The sequence below is a fragment of the Mesorhizobium sp. YC-39 genome, from assembly GCF_025753795.1.
Classification (GTDB): domain Bacteria; phylum Pseudomonadota; class Alphaproteobacteria; order Rhizobiales; family Rhizobiaceae; genus Mesorhizobium.
This window is the reverse complement of the sequence record NZ_JAOWPS010000001.1, coordinates 538,814-565,554: the sequence shown is the minus strand read 5'-3', so window position 1 is coordinate 565,554 and position 26,741 is coordinate 538,814. Positions and strand designations below refer to the sequence as shown.

At 62.5% G+C, this 26,741-nt stretch carries 26 protein-coding genes; 21 read left to right on the top strand and 5 right to left on the bottom strand.

Going from position 1 to position 26,741, the window contains the following annotated elements; genetic code table 11:
- The first annotated feature begins 204 nt into the window (after nt 1-204).
- From hslV to OHD62_RS02705, 5 genes are all read left to right on the top strand, one after another.
- A complete protein-coding gene (hslV, locus tag OHD62_RS02725; protein WP_263780757.1) occupies nt 205-756 on the top strand; it encodes an ATP-dependent protease subunit HslV in 552 nt (183 codons plus the stop codon).
- A gap of 71 nt (nt 757-827) precedes the next feature.
- Nucleotides 828-1,367, top strand: a complete 540-nt coding sequence (locus OHD62_RS02720) for a GNAT family N-acetyltransferase (RefSeq protein WP_263780756.1) — start codon at nt 828-830, stop codon at nt 1,365-1,367.
- 4 nt (nt 1,368-1,371) lie between these two features.
- Nucleotides 1,372-1,971 carry a DUF2585 domain-containing protein gene (locus OHD62_RS02715; protein WP_412177338.1) on the top strand — a complete coding sequence of 200 codons (600 nt, stop codon included), beginning with the start codon at nt 1,372-1,374 and terminating at the stop codon, nt 1,969-1,971.
- Between the two features lie 5 nt (nt 1,972-1,976).
- Nucleotides 1,977-3,290, top strand: a complete 1,314-nt coding sequence (hslU, locus tag OHD62_RS02710; protein WP_263780755.1) for an ATP-dependent protease ATPase subunit HslU — start codon at nt 1,977-1,979, stop codon at nt 3,288-3,290.
- 304 nt (nt 3,291-3,594) lie between these two features.
- Nucleotides 3,595-4,554 (top strand): DUF1402 family protein, encoded by a 960-nt coding sequence (locus OHD62_RS02705; protein WP_263780754.1) that lies wholly within the window; start codon nt 3,595-3,597, stop codon nt 4,552-4,554.
- 9 nt (nt 4,555-4,563) lie between these two features.
- Here the strand turns inward: OHD62_RS02705 and OHD62_RS02700 are convergent, their stop codons facing one another.
- The 3 genes from OHD62_RS02700 to OHD62_RS02690 are packed head-to-tail and all read right to left on the bottom strand — an operon-like array spanning nt 4,564 to nt 7,275.
- Nucleotides 4,564-5,799 carry an NAD(P)/FAD-dependent oxidoreductase gene (locus OHD62_RS02700; protein ID WP_263780753.1) on the bottom strand — a complete coding sequence of 412 codons (1,236 nt, stop codon included), beginning with the start codon at nt 5,797-5,799 and terminating at the stop codon, nt 4,564-4,566.
- Nucleotides 5,799-6,113 carry a MocE family 2Fe-2S type ferredoxin gene (locus OHD62_RS02695; protein ID WP_263780752.1) on the bottom strand — a complete coding sequence of 105 codons (315 nt, stop codon included), beginning with the start codon at nt 6,111-6,113 and terminating at the stop codon, nt 5,799-5,801. Before OHD62_RS02695 ends, OHD62_RS02700 begins: the two co-directional genes overlap by 1 nt.
- Before the next feature lie 52 nt (nt 6,114-6,165).
- Nucleotides 6,166-7,275, bottom strand: a complete 1,110-nt coding sequence (locus tag OHD62_RS02690) for a fatty acid desaturase family protein (protein ID WP_263780750.1) — start codon at nt 7,273-7,275, stop codon at nt 6,166-6,168.
- A 174-nt stretch (nt 7,276-7,449) separates the two neighbouring features.
- Here OHD62_RS02690 and OHD62_RS02685 point away from each other — a divergent pair, with 174 nt between their 5' ends.
- From OHD62_RS02685 to OHD62_RS02650, 8 genes are all read left to right on the top strand, one after another.
- Nucleotides 7,450-8,481: a LacI family DNA-binding transcriptional regulator gene (locus tag OHD62_RS02685; RefSeq protein WP_263780749.1), complete on the top strand. Its 1,032-nt coding sequence runs from the start codon at nt 7,450-7,452 to the stop codon at nt 8,479-8,481.
- A gap of 463 nt (nt 8,482-8,944) precedes the next feature.
- Nucleotides 8,945-9,886 (top strand): sugar ABC transporter substrate-binding protein, encoded by a 942-nt coding sequence (locus OHD62_RS02680; protein ID WP_263780748.1) that lies wholly within the window; start codon nt 8,945-8,947, stop codon nt 9,884-9,886.
- Between the two features lie 210 nt (nt 9,887-10,096).
- Nucleotides 10,097-11,173: an ABC transporter permease gene (locus tag OHD62_RS02675; protein ID WP_263780746.1), complete on the top strand. Its 1,077-nt coding sequence runs from the start codon at nt 10,097-10,099 to the stop codon at nt 11,171-11,173.
- A 2-nt stretch (nt 11,174-11,175) separates the two neighbouring features.
- Nucleotides 11,176-11,943: an ATP-binding cassette domain-containing protein gene (locus tag OHD62_RS02670; RefSeq protein WP_263780744.1), complete on the top strand. Its 768-nt coding sequence runs from the start codon at nt 11,176-11,178 to the stop codon at nt 11,941-11,943.
- Nucleotides 11,944-12,024: 81 nt separating this feature from the next.
- On the top strand, nt 12,025-13,026 hold the full coding sequence (gene iolG, locus OHD62_RS02665) for an inositol 2-dehydrogenase (protein WP_263780743.1): 1,002 nt from the start codon (nt 12,025-12,027) through the stop codon (nt 13,024-13,026).
- Nucleotides 13,027-13,051: 25 nt separating this feature from the next.
- Nucleotides 13,052-13,846, top strand: coding sequence for an SDR family oxidoreductase (locus tag OHD62_RS02660; RefSeq protein ID WP_263780742.1), 795 nt, complete (start codon nt 13,052-13,054; stop codon nt 13,844-13,846).
- Nucleotides 13,847-13,953: 107 nt separating this feature from the next.
- Nucleotides 13,954-14,187: a type II toxin-antitoxin system prevent-host-death family antitoxin gene (locus tag OHD62_RS02655; protein WP_263780741.1), complete on the top strand. Its 234-nt coding sequence runs from the start codon at nt 13,954-13,956 to the stop codon at nt 14,185-14,187.
- A 240-nt stretch (nt 14,188-14,427) separates the two neighbouring features.
- On the top strand, nt 14,428-15,519 hold the full coding sequence (locus tag OHD62_RS02650) for a 3-deoxy-7-phosphoheptulonate synthase (RefSeq protein ID WP_263780740.1): 1,092 nt from the start codon (nt 14,428-14,430) through the stop codon (nt 15,517-15,519).
- A gap of 10 nt (nt 15,520-15,529) precedes the next feature.
- Here the strand turns inward: OHD62_RS02650 and OHD62_RS02645 are convergent, their stop codons facing one another.
- Complete coding sequence (locus tag OHD62_RS02645; protein WP_263780739.1) at nt 15,530-16,639, bottom strand: Gfo/Idh/MocA family protein; 1,110 nt, start codon at nt 16,637-16,639, stop codon at nt 15,530-15,532.
- Nucleotides 16,640-16,797: 158 nt separating this feature from the next.
- On the opposite strand from OHD62_RS02645, the gene OHD62_RS02640 reads away from it, so the two are divergent.
- Complete coding sequence (locus OHD62_RS02640; RefSeq protein ID WP_263780738.1) at nt 16,798-17,643, top strand: MurR/RpiR family transcriptional regulator; 846 nt, start codon at nt 16,798-16,800, stop codon at nt 17,641-17,643.
- Here OHD62_RS02640 and OHD62_RS02635 read toward each other — a convergent pair.
- Nucleotides 17,640-18,530, bottom strand: a complete 891-nt coding sequence (locus OHD62_RS02635) for an AraC family transcriptional regulator (protein WP_263782273.1) — start codon at nt 18,528-18,530, stop codon at nt 17,640-17,642. The genes OHD62_RS02640 and OHD62_RS02635 overlap by 4 nt on opposite strands.
- A gap of 138 nt (nt 18,531-18,668) precedes the next feature.
- Here OHD62_RS02635 and OHD62_RS02630 point away from each other — a divergent pair, with 138 nt between their 5' ends.
- From OHD62_RS02630 to OHD62_RS02600, 7 genes are all read left to right on the top strand, one after another.
- Complete coding sequence (locus tag OHD62_RS02630) at nt 18,669-19,397, top strand: SDR family NAD(P)-dependent oxidoreductase (protein WP_263780737.1); 729 nt, start codon at nt 18,669-18,671, stop codon at nt 19,395-19,397.
- Nucleotides 19,398-19,608: 211 nt separating this feature from the next.
- Nucleotides 19,609-21,543, top strand: a complete 1,935-nt coding sequence (locus tag OHD62_RS02625) for a bifunctional 5-dehydro-2-deoxygluconokinase/5-dehydro-2-deoxyphosphogluconate aldolase (protein WP_263780736.1) — start codon at nt 19,609-19,611, stop codon at nt 21,541-21,543.
- Nucleotides 21,544-21,578: 35 nt separating this feature from the next.
- The gene (gene iolD / locus OHD62_RS02620) at nt 21,579-23,423 is read left to right on the top strand and encodes a 3D-(3,5/4)-trihydroxycyclohexane-1,2-dione acylhydrolase (decyclizing) (protein WP_263780734.1); all 1,845 of its coding nucleotides are present in this window, start codon (nt 21,579-21,581) and stop codon (nt 23,421-23,423) included.
- 42 nt (nt 23,424-23,465) lie between these two features.
- Complete coding sequence (iolE, locus tag OHD62_RS02615; RefSeq protein ID WP_263780732.1) at nt 23,466-24,383, top strand: myo-inosose-2 dehydratase; 918 nt, start codon at nt 23,466-23,468, stop codon at nt 24,381-24,383.
- 65 nt (nt 24,384-24,448) lie between these two features.
- Complete coding sequence (locus tag OHD62_RS02610) at nt 24,449-24,661, top strand: DUF3329 domain-containing protein (RefSeq protein WP_263780731.1); 213 nt, start codon at nt 24,449-24,451, stop codon at nt 24,659-24,661.
- Nucleotides 24,662-25,060: 399 nt separating this feature from the next.
- The gene (iolB, locus tag OHD62_RS02605) at nt 25,061-25,873 is read left to right on the top strand and encodes a 5-deoxy-glucuronate isomerase (RefSeq protein ID WP_263780730.1); all 813 of its coding nucleotides are present in this window, start codon (nt 25,061-25,063) and stop codon (nt 25,871-25,873) included.
- Between the two features lie 152 nt (nt 25,874-26,025).
- Entirely contained in the window at nt 26,026-26,733 is a 708-nt protein-coding gene (locus tag OHD62_RS02600) for a DUF1045 domain-containing protein (protein ID WP_263780728.1), read from the top strand.
- The last annotated feature ends 8 nt before the right edge of the window (nt 26,734-26,741 follow it).

Genomic DNA, 26,741 nt, shown 5'->3' with positions numbered 1-26,741 from the left:
GCACGCTTTGGAGCTCAACCCGCTTGAAAACGAAAGCCTTCTAGCAGCATGATCCGGCGATTGCCAGTTGCCATGCGGGTCGGTATGGCGCCTTGCGGATGGCCGGTTTGCAATCGTTCACCCCATGCATACATATGGCCGATTAAAGTCACTCGTAACGCGCCAAATCGCCTTAATGGGATCGGCGCTGATCGGAGCAGCAAAATGTCGAATGAACTGACCATGCACGCCACGACCATCGTGACGGTGCGCAAGGGCGGCAAGGTGGTGATCGCCGGCGACGGCCAAGTGAGCCTCGGTCAGACCATCATGAAGGGTAACGCCAAGAAGGTGCGCCGCATCGGCAAGGGCGGCAATGTCATTGCCGGCTTCGCCGGCGCCACCGCCGACGCCTTCACCCTTCTGGAGCGGCTGGAAGCCAAGCTTGAACAATATCCGGACCAGTTGACGCGCGCCTGCGTCGAGCTCGCCAAGGACTGGCGCACGGACCGCTATCTGCGCCGGCTGGAAGCGATGATGCTGGTGGCCGACAAGTCGGTTTCGCTGGCGCTGACCGGCACCGGCGACGTGCTCGAACCCGAACATGGCGTCATGGCCATCGGTTCAGGCGGCAACTATGCGCTGGCCGCGGCGCGCGCGCTGATGGACAGCGACAAGGACGCCGAGGAGATCGCCCGCAAGGCGATGCAGATCGCGTCCGACATTTGCGTCTACACCAACAACAATTTCGTCATCGAAACGCTCGATGCCGCCTGAGGCGACCGACCATGATCCCGAACCGAAGGACCGCGTAAGCGAAAAGTGGGAACCGGTTTTCGGAAAAGATCATGGTCCAACAAAAAGATAGCTACGATTTTCGGCCGGTCACCGAGAAAGATCTGCCAATGATCGCCGGCTGGCTAGCCGAACCGCATGTCGCGGAATGGTGGGATGATCCGGAAAAAGAGATCGCCGAGATCGCCAAGCATATCGACTCGATTTCCGTCGAGCCATTGATCATCGAACTCGATGGCAGGCCGATCGGCTATCTGCAGAGCTACGATCCGCATCTGGAGGACGGCCATCCCTATAGCGACCAGCCGTTCGGCACGCTCGGCATCGACCTGTCGATCGGCAGGCCGGAACTTGTCGGGCGCGGCCACGGCTCGGCCATTGTGCGGCAATTCGCCGAACAGCTCTTCGAAGAGGGCGCGCCGCGTGTCATCATCGACCCGGATCCCGCCAATGCGCGGGCCATTCGCGCCTATGAAAAGGCTGGATTCCGGGCGATAGATCGGCGGCAATCGGAATATGGCGACGTCGTGCTGATGGCGATCGATGCCGAAGAGGGCGATGCCGAAGAGGGCGACGCGGAAGAGGGGCAATAGCAGAATGGGCACATCCGACGCCGACAAAACCCTATCGGCCTATGAAGACAGTTGGCGGATGGGGCTTCTGCTGGTGCTGGCCCTGGTCATCTTCCAGGCCGGCGTTCTCTACGGCATGGGCCATCCGCCGATCTGCACCTGCGGTTATGTGAAACTCTGGCATGGGGTGGTGCAGAGCTCGGAGAATTCCCAGCATATTTCCGACTGGTACACGCCTTCGCACATCATCCACGGCTTCCTGTTCTATGCGCTGGCGACATTTCTGTTCCCGCGCTCGCCGATCGGGCTTCGGCTGGCATTCGCGGTGGCCATAGAGGGCGGCTGGGAGCTGCTCGAAAACAGCCCGTTCATCATCGAGCGCTATCGCGCCGGCACGATTTCGCTCGACTACTACGGCGACAGCATCATCAATTCGGTGTCGGACACGCTGGCCATGGTGCTGGGATTTGTGATGGCGCGAAGGCTTCCTATATGGGTGGTCGTCAGCCTCGCCCTGATCTTCGAACTGGGTACCGGCTACTTTATCCGGGACAATCTGACGCTCAACGTGATCATGCTGCTGCATCCGTTCGAGTCCATCCGGCAGTGGCAAAGTGGAATTTGAGTAATATGAGCACATTTTCTCCCCGCGAAATCGTTTCGGAACTCGACCGCTTCATCATCGGCCAGAAGGACGCCAAGCGCGCCGTGGCCATCGCCTTGCGCAACCGCTGGCGCCGCCAGCAGCTCGAAGGCCAGATGCGCGAAGAGGTGATGCCGAAGAACATCCTGATGATCGGGCCGACCGGCGTCGGCAAGACCGAGATTTCGCGCCGCCTGGCGCGCCTTGCCGGTGCGCCTTTTGTCAAGGTCGAGGCGACCAAGTTCACCGAGGTCGGCTATGTCGGCCGCGACGTCGAGCAGATCATCCGAGACCTGGTCGAGATCGCCATCGGGCTGGTGCGTGAGAAGATGCGCGAGGACGTCAAGGCGCGCGCGCATGTCAACGCCGAGGAACGGGTGCTGGAAGCGCTTGTCGGCAAGACGGCGAGCCCAGCCACACGCGACTCCTTCCGCAAGAAGCTGCGCGACGGTGAACTCGACGACAAGGAGATCGAGATCGAGGTGGCCGACACCGGCAATGGCGGCATGCCCGGCTTCGAGATTCCCGGCATGCCGGGGGCCAATATAGGCGTGCTCAACATCAACGACATGCTGTCGAAGGCGATGGGCGGCAAGAAGACCAAGACGCGCAAGACGACGGTCAAGGAATCCTACGCGCTGCTGGTCGGCGACGAGTCAGACAAGCTGCTCGACCAGGATGAAGTGGTGCGCCGGGCGCTCGAATCGACCGAGAATGACGGCATCGTCTTTCTCGACGAGATCGACAAGATCGCCTCCCGCGAAGGTGGCATCGGCGCCGGCGTGTCGCGCGAAGGTGTGCAGCGCGATCTGTTGCCGCTGGTCGAGGGCACCACGGTGGCGACCAAATACGGACCGGTAAAGACGGACCACATCCTGTTCATCGCATCGGGTGCGTTCCATGTCGCCAAGCCGTCCGACCTGTTGCCGGAGTTGCAGGGCCGCCTGCCGATCCGCGTTGAGCTCAGGGCGCTGGAGAAGGACGATTTCGTCCGCATCCTGACCGAGACCGAGGCCAGCCTGATCAAGCAGTATATCGCGCTGATGAAGACCGAGGGCGTCGATCTAGTCTTCACCGACGACGCCATCGATTCACTTGCCGGCATCGCCGTCGATCTCAACGCCAGCGTCGAGAATATCGGCGCCAGACGCCTGCAGACGGTGATGGAGCGGGTGCTGGACGAGATTTCCTACGACGCGCCGGACCGCAACGGCACGGCCGTCACCATCGACGCCGCCTATGTGCAAAAGCATGTCGGCGATCTGTCCAGAAACACAGATTTGTCGCGATTCATCCTGTAAAAGACAGCGCCGGGCGGGCCGGCAGGCGAAGATTCAAGGTCTTAGAGCGAGCGGGCGCACGTCGCTCTAATGTGTGGCCAAATGGAAGCATCTGGCCAGCTTTTGCCTTGGCGGGCAAAGGGGCTCTCGACTCCCCTTCCGCCTTTACCTAGTTTGCCCGGCAACTACAGCGCTGCGTCGATTGGACGAACGAAGGACGCTGTAGCATATGATTTGGCGCATGATCTCCAGCGAAAATCGATTCTGATCGTCGCTGACGCGGACCTTCGGTTCGGGGTCATGCGCTGTTACAGGGCGGCGGCGCATGAAAAAACTGATCCTCGTCATTCTCGGACTGACGCTGGCGGCAGCCATGTTCGGCGCGCAAGCGGCCACTTTGGTGCCGCCGGGAAACCGCAACGCCGAGCAACCCGACATACCGGGCGCCTCCAGCCGGCGCACCCAGGCCACCAACACCACCTTCCAGGCGAAGTACCGCAAGGTCTATGCATTGCTCCAGAACGATGCCGGACTTCGCGGCAAGATCCGCCAAGCAGCGGCGGCCTATGGCATCGACCCAATGCACATCGTCGGCGCCATCGTCGGCGAGCACACCTACAATGTCGACGCCTACGACCGGCTGCAGACCTATTACGTCAAGGCGATCTCCTATCTGTCGAGCAAGCTGGCCTTCGCCTATGACGGCGAGGATATCACCGATTTCGTGCAACGGCCGCAATTCCAGAAATGCGCCGGCAAATCGGACAGCTACGATCTATGGGAGTGTCGCGAGCAGGTGTGGAACCACTCGTTTCGCGGCAAAACCGTCGGCGGGACAAGCTTTCCCAATGACCGCTTCGGCGCCACCTTCTTCCAGCCCTATTATGCCGGCCAGACCTTTGGCCTTGGCCAGCTCAATCCGCTGACCGCGCTGCAGATGAGCGATCTCGTGCACCAGGTTTCCGGCCTGCCAAAGCTCGACGTCAGCGATCCGAACGGGGTCTACAAGACCATCATGGATCCGGACCTCACGCTGGCTTACGTTGCGGCGACGATCAGGAAATCGATCGACGCCTACAAGGACATTGCCGGCTTCGACATATCGGACAATCCCGGCATTACAGCGACACTCTACAATGTCGGCAATCCCGAGCAGCGCGCCTATGCGCTGAAGGTCGAGAACGCCAAGCGCCGCGCGGCCGGTGAACCGGAGAAGCTGCCGGAGGAAAATTACTATGGCTGGCTGGTCAACGACAAACTGCCGGAGTTGAAAGCGCTGTTTTAGGTCTGCTTTTCAAGCCGCCAGCAGAGACTTCAGTTTGACCGTTTGCGAGCCGAGCGCCTCCGGCGCCGGCTTTGCCCGTTTGGTGATCAACATCTCGGCCAGCCTGATATCGCGCGCGACCGCATTGCCCGGGCCGATGCCGCTCGCCGCCACCAGTCTTCCGTCCTGCGCCAAATGGAACAGGATGAAGGCACCGTCGTCGAGGTCGCGTCGTACGACCTTGCTGCCCTCATCGGAAAGCCCCGATATCTGCAAGGTGAGACCATATTGATCCGACCAGAACCATGGCACGGCCGCGTGGGCCTCGCCGGCGCCGAGCATGTTCCTCGCTGCCAGCGCGCCCTGCTCCTGTGCGTTGCGCCAGGCCTCCAGCCGCACGCGGCGGCCGCCATAGACAGCGAGCGGAAATGAGCAGCAATCGCCGGCGGCAAAGATGTCCGGATCGCTAGTGCGTAGCTCGGCATCGACCGCGATGCCGTTGTCGATGGCCAGCCCGGCTTCCGCGGCGAGCGCGGTCACTGGCACGGCGCCGATGCCGATCACCGCGAGGTCGGCAACGATGTCGCTGCCGTCGGCAAGCGTGATGCGAACATCAGTGCCATCGTCGGCGATGGCCGCGATACCCTGGCTGGTGAGGATATTCACGCCTTCGGCTTCATGCGCCTGGTGGATGATCCCGGCGATTTCGGTCGGCACGCCGCGCATCAGGATGCGCGGCTGCGCCTCGACGACGGTGACCGAAGCCCCCAATTTACGCGCCGCCGCGGCGAGTTCGAGGCCGATGAAGCCGCCACCGATAATGGCGATGCGGTTTCCGGCGCTGAGGTGGGCGCGAATGGCGAGCGCGTCATTGAAGGTACGGAGATAGACGCAGCGCGGCCCGAGGCCGGGCATCGGCAATTTGCGCGGGGTCGAACCGGTCGCCAGCAGCAGCTTGTCGTAAGGCAGGGTCGATCCGTCCGATAGGCGCACAATATGGGCGGCTCGGTCGATCGCCACGGCCTGAACCGAATGGATATGCTTGATCGAGCGCTCGGCCAGCATCTCGTCGCTGGTGATCGCCTTGATCGCGGGCACATCGCCAGTCATCGCCTCCTTGGACAGCGGCGGCCGCTCATAGGGCAGATGCGGCTCGTCGCCGACCAGCGTCACCGGCCCTTCGAAGCCAAGATCGCGCAGTGTGAGCGCTGCCCGCCCACCGCATTCGCCAGCACCGATGATGATCATTCCCGCCTGCATGACCATCACCCGACCTGAATGAGGACTTTGCCGGCGTCGACCCTGACCGGATAGGTCCTGAGGTTGACGCAGACCGGCGCACCCCTGGCCTGGCCGGTCTTGTAATTGAAGCGGCCATTGTGCTTGGGGCACTCGATGATGTCGTCCATGACCAGCCCGTCGGCCAGATGCACCTTCTCATGCGAGCAAAGACCGTCCGTCGCGAAATACTCGTCGTCTGGACTGCGGTAGATGGCGAAGGTGCGGCCGCCATGGTCGAACCGCATCACATCCTCTTCGTCGATGTCTCCGGCCTCACAGGCCTCGATCCAGCCGCTCATCGGTCCTCCCAGCAGAATTTTTGTCGGTCAACTTGCCCGGCGCGGGCGCATGTCATTCCGCTGCCGTCGCGACGGCGGCGCTGTCGTTATGGAGCTCCTCGCGATAGGGCCTGGCGGTCGGCGGCAGCTCGCGTTTGAGGAAATAATCCTCGTTGCGCAACTGGCGCAGGAAGACGGGAAGCATCTCGCGATAGCCGGCCAGGATCGACGGCGTCGGCGCCGGCAGATCATGCTTGATCAGCTCGTGCAGCCTGGGCAGCGCGTGATAGGGCACCATCGGGAACATGTGGTGCTCGACGTGGTAGTTCATGTTCCAGTAGATGAACCGGCTGATCGGGTTGATGTAGACAGTGCGGCTGTTGAGGCGGTGATCGATGACGTTGTCAGCCAGGCCGCCATGCTGCAGCAAGCCCATCATGACATGGTGCCAGGCGCCGTAGAGCCTGGGCAGGCCAACCAGCATCAGCGGCAGGAACGAGCCCATGTAGAACGCCAGCACGATCGTCACGGCATAGATCGCCGTCCAGATGCGGGCGACGAAGATCGCCTTGGGCTGTTCCTGCTCGGGGATGAAAGTCTTTTCCGCCGGACTGACAATGCCGGCCGCGTTGCGCAGCATGTCGCTCATCGCATGCCAGGCATCCAGAATGCCGACGAAAGCCAGCACAACGCGGACCAGATCCGGCGGCCGCATGACGGAGATCTCCGGGTCGCGGCCGACGATGATGGTGTCGGTGTGATGTCGTGTATGGCTCCAGCGCCAGGTCACCGGATTGCGCATGATCATGAAGCAGGCGATCTGGTAGACCGCGTCATTCATCCATTGGGTACGGAAGGCGGTGCCATGGCCGCATTCGTGCCAGCGCGAGTCGGTCGAGGAGCCGTAGAGAACACCATAGACGAAGAAGAACGGCACGCACCACCACGTGCCCCAGAACCAGGCGCCGCCGGCGCCGCTCAGGATCAGCGCGGCAAGCCAGATGATGGTGTCGCGGATCGCCGGCCCGTCGGAGCGCTGCATCAGCTCCTTCATCTGCTTGCGCGGGATGTCGGTATGATACCACTCAGCCGCCGCCAGCCCGTTGTCGACGGCGAGCTTGGCGTCGCGGCCGATCAGGCTGTAGTCGCGCCGGGACGGTGCTGCGTCCAACATTGCGTGCATGGGAATGCCTCCACCAGCGCCCCCACGATCCGCCCGGCCCGTGACCAGGTCGCGATCGCAGGCGTCGCAGCCTAGACATAACGCCAAGCCATGATAGGCTCAATGTCACAAAGATAGTTTCTATCATTTCACATCAGAATGATGTAGACTGATTTGGCAAGCGGAGAGACAACCATGGCAAAACGGCCGACCATCACCGATCTGGCGCGCACCTCCGGCGTCAGCGTCGCCACCGTCGACCGGGTGCTGAACAACCGCCTGCCGGTGCGCGAGGAAACGGCGCGCCGTGTCTACGAGGCCGCCACCAGCATCGGCTATCACGCCGCCGGGCTGATCAAGCAGCGGATGCGCCAGGAACTGCCGGAATACCGGCTCGGGTTCCTGCTGCTGAGGGGCAATGATGTTTTCTACAGTGATTTCGCACGGGAGCTCGAACTGGCGGTGTCGCAATCGCAGCGCTTCCGCGGCGTCGCAACCATCGACTTTGCCAGCTCGCTGGCGCCCGACGAGATCGCTGCCCAGATGCGCAAGCTGGCGGCGAAATCCAGGGCCGTCGCCCTTGTCGGCCCGGACCATCCGACGCTGACGGCAGCCGTGGAGACGCTCAAGGCGAGGGGGCAACCAGTCTTCTCGCTGCTGTCCGACTTTGCCGCCGGCATCCGCGAAGGTTATGTCGGTCTCGACAACCGCAAAGTCGGTCGCACCGCGGCCTGGATGATCGCCAGGGCGGCGAGGAAGCCCGGCAAGGTCGCCCTCTTTGTCGGCAGCCATCGTTTCCATGGCCATGAATTGCGCGAGATCGGCTTTCGCTCTTTCTTCCGCGAGCATGCGCCGGAATTCACAGTGATGGAGACGCTGGTCAATCTGGAGGCCAACCAGGTGACCCATGATGCGATGATCGATCTTCTGGCGCGATACCCGGATCTTGCCGGCTGCTACGTCGCCGGCGGCGGCATGGAAGGCGCGGTCTCGGCGCTCAGGGCGGCGCGGCCCGTAAATATGCCGGTGGTTGTCTGCAACGAGATCAACGCCGAATCGCGCGCCGCGCTCGCCGACAACATCCTGACGATGGTGATTTCGACGCCGCTGGCAGCGTTGTGCCGCGAGCTTGTCGGGTTGATGGCGCATGCCATCGAGACGGGCGCAGCCAATGCGCCAGGCCAGACCTTCCTGCCCTTCGACATCTATCTGCCAGAAAACATCTAAAGCGCGTCGCGTTTGAACGGATTCATGCGACGCGCTTTAAGTTCTTGGTCTTATGCATATCGTTATCGCAAAACCGCTGCGCACTTTTGCGCGACATGCATTAGGTCAGACCGAACATCAGGGTTCAGAAAAGCGACGCGACACATCGACAATGATGTGAACCATCAATCTGATGGAAACTTGCATAGGTCTTTCGATCCGAAAGCCCCACCCTCTGAAAAATCCGGCATCCCACTTCGGAATCTCCTTGACGCCCTTACGCGAAATGGAATAAATATTTCACTAACTGGGCATTTTGGTTCTTTCGTTCCGGAACATCTGTTTCAAACAGAGGGCTTGGCGTTCCAGCCAGCACGAAAAACGCCATCCGGAGCAGAAGGCAAGCGGGAGAGATTCCCCGGGAGAGCGGGGATTCCGGGTAAATCGGTGCAGCCGGACACCAATTCTGTGGAGGAGAAATAAAATGAAAAAATTGCTTTTGAGCGTCGCCATCTCGGCGCTGATGTGTTCGTCCGCCTTGGCTGCCAAGGTCGGCGTGTCGATGGCCAAGTTCGACGACAATTTTCTCACCGTGCTGCGCAACGGCATGATTGAGCAGGCCAAGGCCATGGATGGCGTGGAATTGCAGGTCGAGGACGCGCAGAACGACGTCGCCAAGCAGCTCGACCAGATCAAGAATTTTGTCGCCTCGGGCGTCGACGCGATCATCGTCAATCCGGTCGACACTTCGGCCACCCAGGCGATGTCGGATGCCGCCGCCGCGGCCAAGGTTCCGCTGGTCTATGTCAACCGCGAGCCGGTCAATGTCGACACGCTGCCGGAGACCCAGGCTTTCGTCGCCTCGAACGAGGTCGAATCCGGCACGCTCGAGACACAGGAAGTCTGCCGCCTGTTCAAGGAAGCCGGCAAGAAGGAAGCCAACGTCTATGTGATCATGGGCGAGCTTTCGAACCAGGCCGCGGTGCAGCGCACCAAGGATATTGACGATGTGATCGCCACGCCGGAATGCAGCTTCATCAAGATCATCGACAAGCAGACGTCGAACTGGAGCCGTGACGAAGCCCAAAACCTGATGACCAACTGGCTGTCGACCGGCAAGCCGTTCGACGGCGTGATCGCCAACAATGACGAAAGCGCCATCGGCGCCATCCAGGCGATGAAGGCAGCCAACATCGACATGAAGTCGGTTATCGTCGGCGGTGTCGACGCCACCCAGGACGCGCTTGCCGCGATGCAGGCCGGCGACCTCGACGCGACCGTATTCCAGGATGCGGCCGGCCAGGGCGCCGGCGCCCTGGATGCCGCGCTGAAGCTTTCCAAGGGCGAGAAGGTCGAGCGCAAGGTCTACATCCCGTTCCAATTGGTCACGCCTGCCAACATCGACAAGTTCCTGAAGAAGAACTGAGGCAAGGCTTCGATACGGGGCGGCGCATCAAACCAGGAAAACAGCGCCGCTCCTATTTTCCTCTCGTCTCGGCGGGCGGGAGGATGAATGCGATTAGAGCGACGTGCGTCCCTTTGGACGCACAAAGGTAGGCTCTGAACTTGAGACCACGCATCGTGCTTGCCGAAAATCGGAACCGATTTCGGGCCGGTGCGGCCGGAGGAAAAGAACTTGGCACAGACATCTCATGGCGTCGGCGGACTCACCTATGATGCGAAGAAGCGCGCATGGCCTGCCGAATTCAACGTCTTCCTGGCACTCATCATCCTCGTCGGCGCTTTCGAACTGATCGGCCGGGTCTTTCTTGGCGACAGTTTCCTGTTCAACACCCGCGACAATGTCGATGCGATCTTCAACGAAGCGCGCCTGCAGATCATCATCCTGCAAGTGTCGATCGTCGGCATCATCGCCATCGGCGTGACACAGGTGATCATCACCGGCGGCATCGATCTGTCCTCGGGCTCGATCGTCGGCGCCACGGCGATGATCGCCATGAGCTTCGCCCAGGTGGCGACGGTCAACGGCAACCCGAACCCCAAGGCGATGTTCCTGGCGCAGGGCTGGACCGACCTGCCTGTCATCGTGCCGCTCCTCGTCGCGATCGGCTGCGGCCTGTTGGCGGGCCTGACCAACGGCCTGTTGATCGCCTATACGCGCATCCCGCCCTTCATCGCCACGCTCGGCATGATGGTGACGGCGCGCGGTATCGCCAAATGGTGGTCAAAGGGGCAGCCGATCTCGTTTCCCACCGACAGTTTCGCGGCAATTGGCAAGGGCCTGATGCCGGTCATCATCTTCATCTCGCTGGCGATATTGTTCCAGCTGATCCTGAGCTACACCAAGTACGGCAAGCACTGTTACGCCATCGGCTCCAATGAGGACGCCGCGCGTATGTCCGGCATCAACGTCAAGAATCACAAGATCCTCGTCTACGCCATCGCCGGCATCCTCGCCTCGCTCGCCGCCGTGGTGCTGTGCTCCAAGAACCTCACCGCCCAGGCCGGCATGGGCGTGATGTACGAACTCGATGCCATAGCCATGGCGGTCATCGGCGGCGTCTCGCTGTCTGGCGGCCGCGGCTCGATCATCGGCACGGTGATCGGCTCGCTGATCTTTGGCGTCATCATCTCCGGTTTCACCTTCCTGCGCCTCGACGCCTACTATCAGGAGATGGTCAAGGGCGTGATCATCGTCGGTGCAGTCGTTCTCGATCAATGGCGTCAACGCCGGCGAGCGATAGGAGCTTGACCATGTCGGACATTGTTCTGAAGACCGAAAACCTGACCAAGCACTATGGCGGCGTGCACGCGCTGGAAGGCGCGAATTTCGAGCTTCGCAAGGGCGAGCATGTCGCCATCATGGGCGACAATGGCGCCGGCAAATCGACGTTCGTGCGCCAGATCACCGGCGTCGAACAGCGCACCGACGGCAAGGTCTGGTTCGACGGCAAGGAAGTGAACTTCGCCGGGCCGATCGAGGCGCGTGAGGCCGGCATCGAAACGGTGTTCCAGAACCTTGCGCTCGCCGACGACCTCGACGTGCCATCGAACCTCTTCCTTGGCCGCGAAAAGGTGCTGTTCAATCTCGGACCGTTCTCCATCCTGGACCGCAAATATATGCGCAAGGCGACCGAGGCGGCGCTGGTCCGCACCGCCGTCAAGATTCCCAACCTCAACAACACCATCCGCCACATGTCGGGCGGCCAGCGCCAGTGCGTGGCAATCGCCAGGACCGCTACCTTTGCCTCCAAGCTGATCATCATGGACGAGCCAACGGCGGCACTTGGTGTGCAGGAGACGATGCAGGTCGAAAACATCATCCGCACGCTGAAGGAGAATGGCGAACCGCTGATCCTGATCAGCCACAATATGCGCCAGGTGTTCGACCTGGTCGACCGCATCGTCGTCTTCAGGCGCGGCCGCATCGTCGCCAATCTGCGCAAGCAGGACACCGACGGAAACGACATCGTTGCCTACATCACCGGCTCCAAGACCGGGGAGGCGGCGCTTGCGGCCTAGCGCCGTCTGTTCGTTAAACACCACCCGCGCCTTTCTGCCCGACGGCGCGGGCTCTCAAAGCACTCTTAAAGGGAATTCCAGATGACTATCCGTTTCGCTCTTCTCGGCGCCGGCCGTATCGGCAAGGTCCACGCCCGTGCCGTCGGCTCCAATCCGCAGGCCAAACTGGTCGCGGTGGCGGACGCCTTCGAGAAGGCTGCCATCGACCTGGCATCTGCCTATGGCGCCGAAGTGCGCAGCATCGAGGCCATCGAAAAGGCCGGAGATATCGACGCGGTCGTCATCTGCACGCCGACCGACACCCATGCCGATTTGATCGAGCGTTTCGCCAAAGCAGGCAAGGCGATCTTCTGCGAAAAGCCGATCCATCTGGACGTGAAGCGCGTGGAAAAATGCCTGGCCGTGGTCGACAAGGCCAAGGCCACCTTGATGGTCGGATTCAACCGCCGCTTCGACCCGCATTTCGCCGCCGTGCGCAAGGCGATCGACGACGGCGCCATCGGCACGGTCGAGATGGTGACCATCACCTCGCGCGATCCCGGCCCGCCGCCGCTCGACTATATCAGCCGCTCGGGCGGCATCTTCCGCGACATGACCATCCATGACTTCGACATGGCGCGCTTCCTGCTCGGCGAGGAGCCGGTGGCGGTCAGCGCGCATGCCTCGGTGCTGGTCGACAAGAAGATTGGCGAGGCCGGCGATTTCGACAGTGTCAGCGTCATCCTCGAAACCGCTTCCGGCAAGCAGTGCATCATCTCCAATTCGCGCCGCGCCACCTATGGCTATGATCAGCGCATCGAGGTGCATGGCTCGAAGGGCATGGTTGCGGCCGAGAACCAGCGGGCGGTGTCGATCGAACTGGCCAATGACAAGGGCTATACGCGCCCGCCGCTGCACGACTTCTTCATGACCCGCTACATCGACGCCTATGCCAATGAAATCGCCGCCTTCATCGCGGCCGTGACATCGGGCAAGAAGGCGGCGCCGAGCGGCAAGGATGGGCTTGTTGCCCTGGAGCTGGCCGATGCGGCGCTGAAGTCTGCCACCTCAGGCAAGACCGTGCGCCTCGACAGGGCCGGCTGAAACAGATCGGACAAGGAGCATAGCCATGAGCGATTCATCTGGTCGCAATCGTGAGACACGCGCCATAGTCACCGGCGGCGCGCAAGGCATCGGCTTTGCCGTCGCCGCAGCATTGGCAGACGAGGGCTGCCGCGCATTGGCGCTGATCGGCCGCTCGCAGGAGAAGGGCGACAAGGCGGTCGCCACCCTCAAGAAGTCAGGCGTCGACGCCATCTTCATCAGCGCCGATGTTGCCAAAGTGGCCGACTGCAAGCGCGCCGCCGAAACGGCGGTCGGTCATTTCGGCACAGTCAATGCGCTGGTCAATGCCGCCGCCACGTCGGCACGCGGGTCACTGGTCGAGACGAGCGAGGAGCTTTTCGACACGATCTTCGCGACCAATGTGCGCGGCCCCTTCTTCCTGATGCAAGGCCTGGTGGCGCATCTGCTAGAGAAAAAAGCGCCGGGCTCGATCGTCAATGTGCTGTCGATGTCGGCGCATTGCGGCCAGTCGTTCCTGACGCCCTATTCGACCAGCAAGGGCGCGCTGATGACGCTGACCAAGAATGTCGCCAATGCCTATCGCGGCAATCGCATCCGCTGCAACGCCGTGCTGCCGGGTTGGATGGACACCGAGGGCGAGGCGATCGTGCAGAAGAAATGGCACGATGCGCCGGATGACTGGCTGGAAAAGGCCGAGGCCGCGCAGCCGATGGGCCAGCTGGTGAAGCCGGACCAGCTTGCTCGGCTGATCAGCTATATGGTCAGCCCGCAGTCCGGCGTCATGACCGGGTCGCTGGTCGACTACGACCAGAACATAGCCGGCGTGATTGGCGAGTAGCAGCAGCGGCTGCCCGACGTGAGGACTCTAAAGTTCGCACGCCTGCCTGTTGCCGCAGCGTTGCCGTTTCCTCATAGTCATGTTGTCAAAACAAACATTGGGGTGGGATGATGTCTGCGCCCAAAGATAACTGTTGGACTGTTGCAGGGGCAAAAGCTCAGTTCGCCGAGATTGTCGAGCGGGCTCAGTATGCCCCGCAGACGATCATCAGAAACGGCAAGCCAAGCGTGATAGTCCTGTCGGCCGAAGAATGGCTTCGAAAGACCACGCGAAAGGGTACGCTTGCGGAATTCCTGTTGGAGTCGCCGCTGCGCGGCTCCGATATCAACCTTGAGCGCTAGCGGAACGGTCGCGTGTGATGAGAAATCTTCTGTCCATCAGAGACGTGACAAGCGCTTCGGCTTCGACTATATGAGCCTCATGATCAACCTGACCGCCACGTATTGGTACTTTAGGAGCTCGCTGGCGGCGGGAGGATTGCGCTCGATCTGAAGATTGCAGCATCAAAATCCGAACAGCCGCCAGACCTGGCGGCTTTTTTGTTTCAGCCGGCAGGTCTCCTAAACCAGGAGCAGAAAGCCGTGTTGACCACCACAGACGATCTTCGGGTCACCGAACTAAGGGAATTGAGCACGCCGGAAGAGGTGATGCGCGAGATACCGCGCACGCTGACGGCGACGCGCACCGTTGCCACGTCGCGCAACACCATCCATTCCATCCTGACGGGGGCCGACGATCGACTTGTTGTCATCGTCGGCCCTTGTTCCATTCACGATCCGGTCGCCGCCGTGGACTACGCCAGCCGTCTGGCGGCGCTGCGCGAGGCCCTGGCCGACCGGCTCGAGATCGTCATGCGCGTCTATTTCGAGAAGCCGCGCACCACGGTCGGCTGGAAGGGGCTGATCAACGATCCCGATCTCGACGGCAGCTTCAACATCGACAAGGGGTTGAGGATGGCGCGCAACGTGCTCTCCGCCGTCAACAATCTCGGCCTGCCGGCGGCGACCGAGTTCCTCGACATGGCCACTCCGCAATACATTGCCGATCTCGTCGCCTGGGGCGCGATCGGCGCGCGCACGACCGAGAGCCAGATCCATCGCGAGCTGGCATCGGGCCTGTCCTGCCCGGTCGGCTTCAAGAACGGCACCGACGGCAATTTGCGCATCGCCGCCGAGGCGGTGAAATCCGCCGCCCAGCCGCATCATTTCATGGCGGTGACCAAGGGCGGGCGCAGCGCCATCGCGACGACCACCGGCAATGAGGACTGCCACGTCATCCTGCGTGGCGGGATTCAGCCCAACTACGATGCGGCGAGTGTCGCGGCGGCCAGTTCGGAGCTCGGGCGGATCGCCATCGCGCCGCGGCTGATGATCGATGTCAGCCACGCCAACTCCGCCAAGAAGCCGGAGAACCAGCCAAAGGTGGCCGCCGACGTGGCCGGCCAGGTGGCAGCGGGCGACGAGCGCATCATCGGCGTCATGATCGAGAGCAATCTCGTCGCTGGCCGCCAGGACGTTGTATCAGGCAAGCCGCTCGTCTACGGCCAGAGCATCACCGATGGCTGCATCGACTGGGCGACCACCGAGACGGTGCTGCACGGCCTTGCGGACGCCGTCGAGCAACGCCGGTCGGCGCGCCGCGCCATGGTCGTCAGCCGCCCGGGGGCCGCCTAACGCGGAGGAGTTATCGCACCTCGATCCAGCGCTTTTCCTCGAACGAGCGCGCCATCGCATGCACGGTGCGCTCGATCTCCAGGCCCGCGTCGAAGTCGATGATCCGCGCCGGCTTGCCGGCCAGCTTGGTCAGCAGCTCCCGGCACTCGATTATCTTGAGGTCGTTGAAGCCAAGGCCGTGGCCGGGCGCCGGCAGGAAGGCGTCGTAAGGTCTGTGGTGCGGCGCCACCAGGATGGTGCGGTAGCCTTGCTCGGTGGGGCGGTCGGCTGTCAGATAGAGCTGGAATTCGTTCATGCGCTCCTGATCGTAGAGGATCGAGCCCTTCGAGCCGAAGATCTGGATGGCGATGCGGCCCTTGCGGCCCCAGGCTGAACGGTTGACCAAAAGCGTGCCGGCGACGCCGTTTTCGAGATGCATGAGCACGCTGGCGATGTCGTAGGTCTCGACCGCTCGGCGTCCCCCCGAGGCCAATTTGCGGTCGGCATAGGGCTTGGTCATGTCGCACATGACGCGGGCGACGCGGCCGAACAGCACCGAAACCAGCGACAGCGGATGCACGGCGAAATCGTCGAGCGCGCCGTAGCCGGACGCTGCCTCATGCTTCCAGAAGAACAGCGCCTCCGGATCGGCCATGAAATCCTCGTCCATCTCGATGCGCAGAAGGTTGACCTCGCCGATGATCTTCTCGTCGAGCAGCGCGCCGATGTGGCGGATGGCGGGGTTCTGGATGTAGTTGTAGCCGAGCGCTGCCACCTTGCCGGACTTTTTCGCCGCTGCCGCCATGGCTTGCGCTTCAGCGAAGCTAGGCGCCATCGGCTTTTCGCACCACAGATGCTTGCCGGCTTCGAGGATGGCGATGGCCATTTCCGGATGGAACTGGTTCGGCGTCGTCAGCGAAACGATTTCGACCTCAGGGTCGTTGACGACGGCGCGCCAGTCGCCTGAGCCCTTGGCGAAGCCGAATTCGGCCGCCTTGCGTTTGGCAAGCTCGTCATTGATCTCGCCGAGATGGACCAGCCTCGGCTTGGCCACATCGGGAAAGACGGTGCCTACCGCGTTCCAGGCGATGGCATGGCACTTGCCCATGAAACCCGTGCCGATGAGGCCCACTCCGACCATTTCGTCATCTCCAGATGCAAAGGGAAAACTGGCGTGGATTAACTAATCCATTTTCTTCACAAATGGAACGTGTGACTCATTTTTTATGGCCTTCTTGCACAAGCCCGCTATGATGAGGCAGGAGAGGGAATACCAGTATGGCCATGGGCGGAGCGACGATGGACGAACGGGTCCCCCGCGATTTCGAAACGTTGCGCGCGACAATCCTGGAGCGGCGCCAGAGCCTGCCCAAGCGTATCGCCCAGATCGCCGCCTATGCGCTCGACAACCCTGACGATATTGCCTTCGGCACCGCAGCCAGCATCGCCGCTTCGGCGGGTGTTCAGCCTTCTACACTGATCCGCTTCGCCCAGCAGCTTGGCTTCGACGGCTTCACCAGCCTGCAGCAGGTATTTCGCGAGCGCCTGCGCGAGCGCAATTCCTCCTATGACGAAAGACTTGCGGCATTGCGCGCCAAGGCCGAGGAAGGCGCCGGCCACCGGGCGATTTTCGATGGCTTCGTCGCCGCGGCCAGCACTTCGCTCAGCGACATTTCGCGCACGCTGAACGAAGCGCATTTCGAAGAGGCGATCGCCCTTTTGGCAAAGGCCGAGACGATCTATGTGCTGGCCAAGCGCCGCTCATACCCGGTCGCCTCCTACATCGCCTATGCGCTGGGCAAGCTCAAGATCCGCAACCAGCTGATCGAATCGGCCGCCGGCCTGAACGCCGAGATGATCGGCTTTGCCACGCCGGCGGATGCCGTTATCGCCATCAGCTTTTCGCCCTATGCGCCGGCGACCATCGAGGAGACGCGCGCCATCTCGGATCAGGGCGTGCCGATCGTGGCCATCACCGACAGCTCGTTTTCGCCACTCGCCCAGTTCGCCAAGGTCTGGTTCGAGGTCGCCGAGGCCGATTTCGGTGGCTTCCGCTCGCTGTCGGCGACGATGGCGCTGGCCATGGCATTGACCGTTGCCGTCGGTGAGAAGCGGCGCGACAGCGGCCGCAAGCGCAAGGCCTAAACGACCTCCATAGCCACTCCGCCTCCTGCCACGAGCCGCGCTGCGTCGCGGGCGGGCGGCGACCCGAACTGGCGGGCATATTCCCGGCTGAACTGTGAAGCGCTCTCATAGCCGACCGCGAAGGCGACCTGTGCCACGTTGCCTGGCTGGGCGACCAACAGATGGCGGGCCTCCAGCAGCCGGATTTGTTTTTGATACTGGATCGGGCTCATGGCCGTCGCCGCCTTGAAGTGACGGTAGAATGCGGCGTTGCTCATATGGGCAATTTCGGCCAGGTCCGCGACCCGGATTGGCTGATGGCAATGCGTCCGGATCCAGGCGATCGCCTGGCGAATCCGCGACAGATGGCCATCGGCGCGTGCCAGTTCGCGAAGCTTCCCGCCTTGCGGACCTTGCAGCAGCCGAAACAGCATCTCGCGCTCGAGCATGCCCGCCAGCACGGGGATCTCCGCAGGCCGGTCAAGCAGCCGCATCATTCGACGCAACGCGTCGAGCAACTCGTCATTGGCGGGCGAGGTGGAGAAACTGTCGCGACCGAGGGCCGGCTCGTGCTCGACGAGCAGCGCGGCGACAGCCTGCAGGTCAAGGGTGAAGCCGATAGCCAGGTAGGGACGCGTGGCGCTCGCTTCGACGATCTGGCTGATGCTCGGCGTGTCGACGGTGTAGATGAAATAGCTGGCTGGACTGTAGCGAAGAGCCCGGTCGCCGATCAGAACCGTTTTCGCGCCCTGCAGCACAAACAAGATCCCCGATCCCCACACGCCCGCCAATGGTGCCGTGGTCACTTCGCTGCGGCCGATCGAAAGGCGCGGGATCGCCGTTCCTGTTCGGCGCCCGCGCGCATGGCGGCTGGCGATATCGATCAACTCCCGCAGTGCCTCGCTCATGGCGCCAGCATCGCGCATCCGCGCCAGCCGCGCAACCACCGTGAGAGGATTAGGCAAGAGCTGGAGAGTTTCCGGCGCGCGGCGTCCGCCGCGTCGCGCCATTTGTGGATCTCCCACAAGGAACATGGAGACATCAAAATGACGACATCGAAAAGCGCTGTGGTGACCGGCGCCAACAAGGGCATCGGTCGCGAAATTGCCCGGCGGCTGGCGGCGATGGGCTTCAAGGTCTGGCTCGGCGCCAGGAATGCCGAACGCGGCATGGCAGCAGCGCAAGCCTTGCGCGCCGAAGGCCTGGACGTTCAATGGCTTGAGCTGGACGTTACACAGGACGAAAGCGTGGCGGCTGCCGCTAAAGTTGTCAGTGCGGAAAACCCCTGCCTTGATGTGCTGGTGAACAATGCCGGTGTCGCCATCAATTACGAGCTGGCGCCGAGCGAGCAGCACCTTGCCGATATTCAGGCCACCTATGACGTCAACGTCTTCGGCCCGATCCGGGTGACCCAGGCCTTCCTGCCGCTGCTGCTTGCCGCGCCCGCTGCCCGCATCGTGATGGTGAGCAGCTCCACGGGATCCATCGGACGCGCGCTTGAATCCGGCACTCCGAACCAGTCGGTCAATTTGATGGGCTATGGCAGCTCCAAGACGGCGCTGAACGCCATCACCGTGGCCTTCGCCAGGGAGTTCGCGTCAACAGGCGTCAAAGTCAATGCCGCAGCGCCCGGCTACACCGCCACCGACCTGAACGGGTTTAGAGGCCATCGCACGGTGCAGCAGGCGGCCGAAATCGTCGTTCACCTGGCGACCCTGGACGCCGATGGACCGAACGCCGGCTACTTCAATGACGATGGCCCGCTTCCCTGGTGATCGGCCTGGGACGCTGCGATCTGGGTGCAAAGCCCCGGGGATGAGACCATCCCCGGGCGCTTTTGATCGGCACTTTTCAGCCGGGGAATGCTCGTTCCATATTGACTATGGATTGGAATTATTATTTCATATTGCTGGCGCCACGCTGCCGCTCGCGCGTGTTATCCAAAACAACGTGTTGCCAAGACAACAAGGCCGATGGGAGGTACGTATGGGCGAAGCCGTGGACGCGAAACATGCGCCGCTCGACATTATCACCATCGGCCGCGCCTCGGTCGACCTCTATGGCCAGCAGATCGGTTCGCGCCTGGAGGACATCACCTCCTTTGCCAAGTCGGTCGGCGGCTGTCCGGCCAACATTTCGGTCGGAACAGCACGGCTCGGCCTGCGCTCGGCGCTGCTCACCCGCATCGGCGACGAGCAGATGGGCCGCTTCATCCGCGAGCAGCTGAAACGCGAAGGCGTTTCCGTCGACGGCCTGAAGACCGATCCCGACCGGCTGACCGCACTTGTGCTGTTGTCGGTCGAGGAGGAAGGTGTCTCGCCGATGATCTTCTATCGCACCGACTGTGCCGACATGGCGCTTTCGGAGGACGATATCGACGAGGCGTTCATTGCCTCGGCGCGCGCCATTGTCGTCACCGGCACGCATTTCTCCCGTCCCAACAGCGACGCCGCGCAGCGCAAGGCTATTCGCATCATGAAGGCCAGGGGCGGCAAGGTGGTGTTCGACATCGACTACCGCCCCAACCTCTGGGGCCTTGCCGGCCATGCCGAAGGGTTCGAGCGCTATGTCAAATCAGACCGGGTCTCGGCGCAGCTGAAGACGGTGCTGCCCGACTGCGATCTCATTGTCGGTACCGAAGAGGAGATCATGATCGCGTCGGGCGCCGACGATTGCCTGAGCGCGCTGAAGACCATCCGCTCGCTGTCATCGGCCACCATCGTGCTCAAGCGCGGCGCCATGGGCTGCATCGTCTATGACGGGCCGATCAGCGACGATCTTGAGGACGGCGTCGTCGGCAAGGGTTTCCCGATCGAGGTCTATAATGTGCTCGGCGCCGGCGATGCCTTCATGTCAGGCTTCCTGCGCGGCTGGCTCGGTGGCGAAAGCTTTGCCACGGCGGCGACCTGGGCCAATGCCTGCGGTGCCTTTGCCGTATCGCGGCTGCTCTGTGCGCCGGAATATCCGACCTTCGAGGAATTGCAGTTCTTCCTCAAGAACGGCAGCAAGCATCTGGCCTTGCGCAAGGACGAGGCGATCAACCACATCCACTGGGCGACGACGCGCCGGCGCGACATTCCCGCGCTGATGGCGCTGGCCTGCGACCACCGCGTCCAACTCGAGGACGTCGCCGCCAAGGTCGGTGCCGATGTCTCACGCATCCCCGACTTCAAGGTGCTGACGGTCAAGGCGGCGGCAAAGGTCGCCGCCGGCCGCGCCGGCTATGGCATGCTGCTCGACGAGAAATTCGGCCGCGACGCGATGTTCGAATTCGCCCGCCATCCCTTTGCCTGGCTTGGCCGCCCGGTCGAACTGCCAGGCTCACGGCCGCTGCGCTTCGAGTTCTCGCAAGATATTGGCTCGCAACTGGTCGAATGGCCTGTTGAACATTGCATCAAATGCCTGTGCTTCTATCATCCGGACGATCCGACAGCCTTGAAGGAAGAGCAGCAACAGAAGCTGCGTTCGCTGTTCGAGGCCGCGCGGAAAGTGGGCAGGGAACTTCTCATCGAGATCATTGCCGGCAAGCACGGCAAGCTCGACGACACGACGATCCCGCGCGCCCTGGAGGAACTCTATGCGCTGGGCATCAAACCCGACTGGTGGAAGCTCGAACCGCAGGCCTCGGCAAACGCCTGGGCCAGGATCGAAGCGGTGATCCTGAAGAACGATCCATGGTGCCGCGGCGTCGTGCTGCTCGGGCTGGAGGCGCCGCAGGATGAGTTGGAGGCGGCCTTTGCCGCCACCGCCAAGGCGCCCATCGTCAGGGGGTTTGCCGTCGGTCGCACCATTTTCATCAACGCCGCCGAACAATGGCTTGCCGGCAGGATGTCCGATGATGAAGCGGTGGCCGACATGGCATCGCGCTTCGAGAAACTGACCGACGCATGGCTTGCCGCGCGTGGCCGCAAAGCAGCATAAGAAGGCGCGGCATAAGGACTGCGGAGGAAAACATCATGACCAAGACAATCCGCCTGACGATGGCGCAGGCGCTGACCCGTTTCTTGTCCCGCCAGATGACCGAGATCGACGGCAAGAGGATGCCGATCTTCGGTGGTGTCTGGGCGATCTTCGGCCATGGCAATGTCGCCGGCATCGGCGAGGCACTCTACCAGGCTCGCGACGAATTGCCGACTTTCCGCGCCCACAATGAGCAGGCGATGGCGCATGCGGCGATCGGCTATGCCAAGGCCAATTTCCGCCGCCGCTTCATGGCGGCGACCAGTTCGATCGGCCCCGGCGCGCTGAACATGGTGACGGCGGCGGCACTTGCGCATGTAAACAGGTTGCCTGTCCTGTTTCTGCCCGGCGATGTCTTCGCCAACCGCCTGCCGGATCCTGTGCTGCAGCAGGCCGAGGACTTTTCCGACGGCACGGCAACGGTCAACGACTGCTTTAAGGCCGTGTCGCGCTATTTCGACCGCATGACGCGACCGGAGCAGATCATCCCGGCGCTCAATCGCGCCATGCAGGTGCTGACCGATCCGGCCGAATGCGGACCGGTGACGCTGTCGCTTTGTCAGGACGTGCAGGCCGAGGCCTATGACTATCCCGAAAGCTTCTTTGCCGAGCGGGTCTGGCACCAGCGCCGGCTGCGCCCTGACCGTGGCGAATTGGCCGCCGCTGTGGCGGCGCTGAAAGGTGCGAAAAAGCCCTTGGTGATTGCCGGCGGCGGCGTGCTCTATTCGCAGGCTTCCGGAGAACTGGCGAAGCTGGTGCAAGGCACCGGCATTCCGGTCTGCGAGACGCAGGGCGGCAAATCCTCGCTGCCGGACGATCATCCGCTCAACATGGCGGCGGTTGGTGTCACCGGCACTTCCGCGGCCAACCGGCTGGCGGAGGAGGCTGACGTGGTGCTTGCCGTCGGCACCAGGCTGCAGGATTTTACCACCGGCTCCTGGGCGCTGTTCAAGAATTCCGGCCGCACCATCATCGGTCTCAATGCCCAGGTCTTCGACGCCGGCAAGCACTGGGCGCTGCCGCTGGTCGCCGACGCGGCCGAAGGGCTAGCCGAGCTCAGCGCGGCGCTGAAGGGCTGGAAGGCGCCCGCAGCCTGGACCGACAACGCGGTGAAGGGCAAGACGGCCTGGCAGGCCGAGGCCGGCAAGGTGACGGCCTCGACCAACGCCGCCTATCCCTCGGATGCGCAGGTGATCGGCGCCGTGCAGCGCGCCATGGGGTCAGGCGTAATCTTGCTCCATGCCGCCGGCGGGCTGCCCGGCGAATTGCACAAGCTCTGGCAGGCGGGTGCGCCCGGCTCCTACCATGCTGAATACGGCTTCTCGACCATGGGCTACGAGATCGCCGGCGGGCTCGGCGTCAAGATGGCCAAGCCCGACGAGGAGGTCGTCGTAATGATCGGCGACGGCTCCTATCTGATGCTCAATTCCGAGATTGCGACGTCGGTAATGCTCGGTCACAAGCTCACCATCGTGCTGCTCGACAACAGAGGCTATGGCTGCATCAACCGGCTGCAGATGGCGACCGGCGGCGCCAACTTCAACAATCTCTTGAAGGACGCCCGCCACGAAGTTATGCCCGACATCGATTTCGCCGGGCATGCGGCAAGCCTCGGCGCCATTGCCGAGAAAGTGTCGTCGATCGCCGGGCTGGAAACGGCGCTGGCCAAGGCGAAAGACAATAGCAGGACGACCGTGCTGGTTATCGACACCGACCCGCTGGTGTCGACCGATGCCGGCGGCCATTGGTGGGATGTCGCCGTGCCGGAAGTCTCGGTGCGGCCGCAAGTAAACGCCGCGCGCAAGAAATACGAGGAAGCCTTGGGCGACCGGCAAGGTTGAGCTCAGGTCCGCCCTGCAACGATCTGACAGTGGAGTGACGACTTGAAAGCCAAACTCGGCATGTCCCCCATCGCGTGGTGGAACGACGATCTCGTGGAGTTGAGCGATGACGTGTCGCTGGAGGAGTGTTTGCGCCAATCGCGCTCGGCGGGCTTCACCGGCATGGAAATGGGCCGCCGCTTCCCCAACGACCCCAAGGTGATGCTGCCGATCCTGAGAGAGGCCGACGTCACCCTTTGCGGCGGCTGGTTCTCCGGCACTCTGGTTGACGAAGACATGGCCAGGAACAAGGACCGCATCCAACCGATGATCGATCTGTTCAAGGCCGTGAACGCGCCTTGCGTCGTCTATGGCGAGGTCGGCCGCTCGATCCAGGGCGACCGTTCGAAGCCGCTCGCCACCAAGCCAAAACTTTCCGGCGACGAGATGAAGGCCTACGCCAGGCGCCTGACCGAGTTTGGCGAATGGTGCGCCGAGCAAGGCATGCCGCTCTCCTACCACCATCACATGGCGGCGGTCGTCGAGACCGAGCCAGAGCTCGATGCCTTCATGCGCCATTCCGGCGAAGGCATTCCGCTGCTGCTCGATGCCGGCCATCTGGCCTTTGCCGGCGGCGATGTGCTGCGCGCCATCGACAATCACCACCGGCGCATCAACCATGTCCATGTCAAGGATGTGCGCATGGGCGTCATCGACAAGCTCGACCGCGCCAGGCAATCCTTCCTCGATGCTGTCGCGCTGGGTGCCTTCACCGTACCTGGCGACGGTTCTCTGGATTTCGGCGCCATCGTGCAAAGGCTAGCCGATCATGGCTATGAAGGCTGGTTCGTGGTCGAGGCCGAACAGGATCCAAAGAAGAATCCGCCGCTCAAGATGGCTGAAGTCGGCTACAAGGAATTGATGCGAGTGATGACCGCCGCAGGCTATACGGTCGAGACGCAAGGCTTTCCCAATGCCTGAACGCTGGATACCCAGCTATTGGCGGTCTACCTGAAGGTCGGTTTGGTGAGGTCTGGAGTGGCACGATGAAAGACAGTGAACACCCGTTCTTCCGACCGCTCTGGCGGCGCGTCGCCATCGTCGCCGTCTGCCTGATCTGGGCGGTGATCGAATTCGCCTCCGGCACGCCGTTCTGGGGCGTGATTGCGCTCGGCTTCGCCGGCTACGCCGTCTGGCAGTTCTTTTACCTCTACAAGCCGGCCGGCGAGGACAAGCCATCGGCCGAGCCGAAGGAATGAAGGAATAAAGCGCTCCATGGCGCGGAAGGCGTACGGATCAGACACTGCGCGCATGACGGATTGCGTGCGTTGGCGATTCGCTGAGACGCCTCTCGCTTCGTCATCCTGGGGCGGAGCAAGGAGCGAAGCGACGCGGCGCAGACCCCAGGATCCATGCCGCGACTTCCGAACACCCGCTGCGGTGCAGAATTCTGGTCCGCTGCGCTCTTCGATCGAGGTTACGGCATGGATCCTAGGGTCTCCGCGACGGAGCTTCGCTCCTGCTTCGCCCTAGGATGACGAAGTTGGGATGGCTTCGGCCAATCCCCAAGGTTTGCGATGGTCCATTCAGACGGCTGGTGAAATCTTGGCTTCAACGGGCCTCCGATCCGTCAATGTCGAGGAATAGGAGAGACAAGAATGTCGAAACTGCTGGTAAAGGCCAACAAGGGCCATGGCCGCGTCGCCCATGTCACGCCCAAAAGCGCCGGCTGGACCTATGTCGGCTTCGACCTGCATCGGCTGAAGCCGGGCGAGAGCGCCTCCGGCCAGACCGCCGACCGCGAGGTCTGCCTGGTGTTCGTCACCGGCAAGGGTAAGGCAAGCGCCGGCGGCAAGGATCTCGGCCTGCTCGGCGAACGCATGTCGCCCTTCGACGGCAAGCCGTGGTCGGTCTATGTCCCCCAGGGTTCGGACTGGTCGGTGAGCGCCGACACCGATCTCGAACTCGCCGTCTGCTCGGCGCCCGGACTTGGCGGCGGCCTGCCTGTCCGGGTCATCGCGCCGGACGATCTCGGCCAGGAGGTGCGCGGCAAGGGCACCAACACGCGCTACGTCACCAACATCCTGCCGGAGGGCAAGCCGGCCGACTCGTTGCTGGTGGTCGAGGTCATCACGCCAGGCGGCCATACGTCGAGCTATCCGCCGCACAAACACGACCGGGACAATCTGCCGGCCGAATCCTATCTCGAGGAGACCTATTACCATCGGCTCAACCCGCCGCAGGGTTTTGCCTTCCAGCGCGTCTACACCGATGCCGACAAGAATGGCGCCCGCGCGCTGGACGAGGCGATGGCGATCGAGGACGGCGATGTCGTGCTGGTGCCCGAGGGCTACCACCCATGTGCCGCCTGCCACGGCTATGACCTCTATTATCTCAACGTCATGGCCGGGCCGAAGCGGACGTGGAAATTCCACAACGCGCCGGAACACGAATGGCTGATGAAGGCCTGATCGATCGTTCCCAAGACCGTATTGATTGGTCCAGAGCGAAAAAATCGTCGGCTAATGATCCGATCCGGTTGGTTTGCCATGGAAAATGCTGCAAAGCTTCGTCAATTCGTCATGCAAATCGCCTATTGCAGCGGTGCTGACGAGGACTTTCGATGCGCTACGCGATCTATTTCACCCCTGGGCAGGACGAGAAGCTGGCGCGGATCGCCGCCAACTGGCTTGGCCGCGACCCGTTCGGCGCCGCGACCAGACCGGTCGAGGCGGTGGGCGATTTGTCGGCGGCAGAAGTCGCCTTTCATACCGCTTCGGCGCGCCGCTATGGTTTTCACGCCACGCTGAAGGCGCCTTTCCGGCTGGCTGCGAGCGAAACGGAAGCCTCGCTTCGCGCCGCACTCGACAGCTTTGCCGAAGCGACACCCGTGGTGATGATCCCGCGCCTTGTCGTCAGCCAGATCGACGGCTTCTTTGCGCTCGTGCCGGAGGCGCCACTGCCGGCGCTCAATCGCTTCGCCGGCGATGTCGTGCTCGCCTTCGACCGCTTTCGGGCGCCGCTGACCGAGGCCGAAATCGAGCGGCGCAGCCCCGATTCGCTGAAGCCGGACGAGTTCCGCAACCTTTGTCAGTGGGGCTACCCCTATGTCTTCGAGACTTTTCGCTTCCACATGACGCTGTCCGGCCGCGCCGGGCCACAGGAAAGCCTTCGTCTTCGCGCAGCAATAGACAGGCTGTTTTCGGACGTGCTGCTGCGGCCGGTGCCGGTGGATGCGTTGACGCTGTTTGTCGAAACTGAACCCGGTGCCCCGTTCATGGTGCTTTCCCATCATGCGCTCGGGCACCGGTCGGCGCGAAAGACTGCCTGATTTGTTTC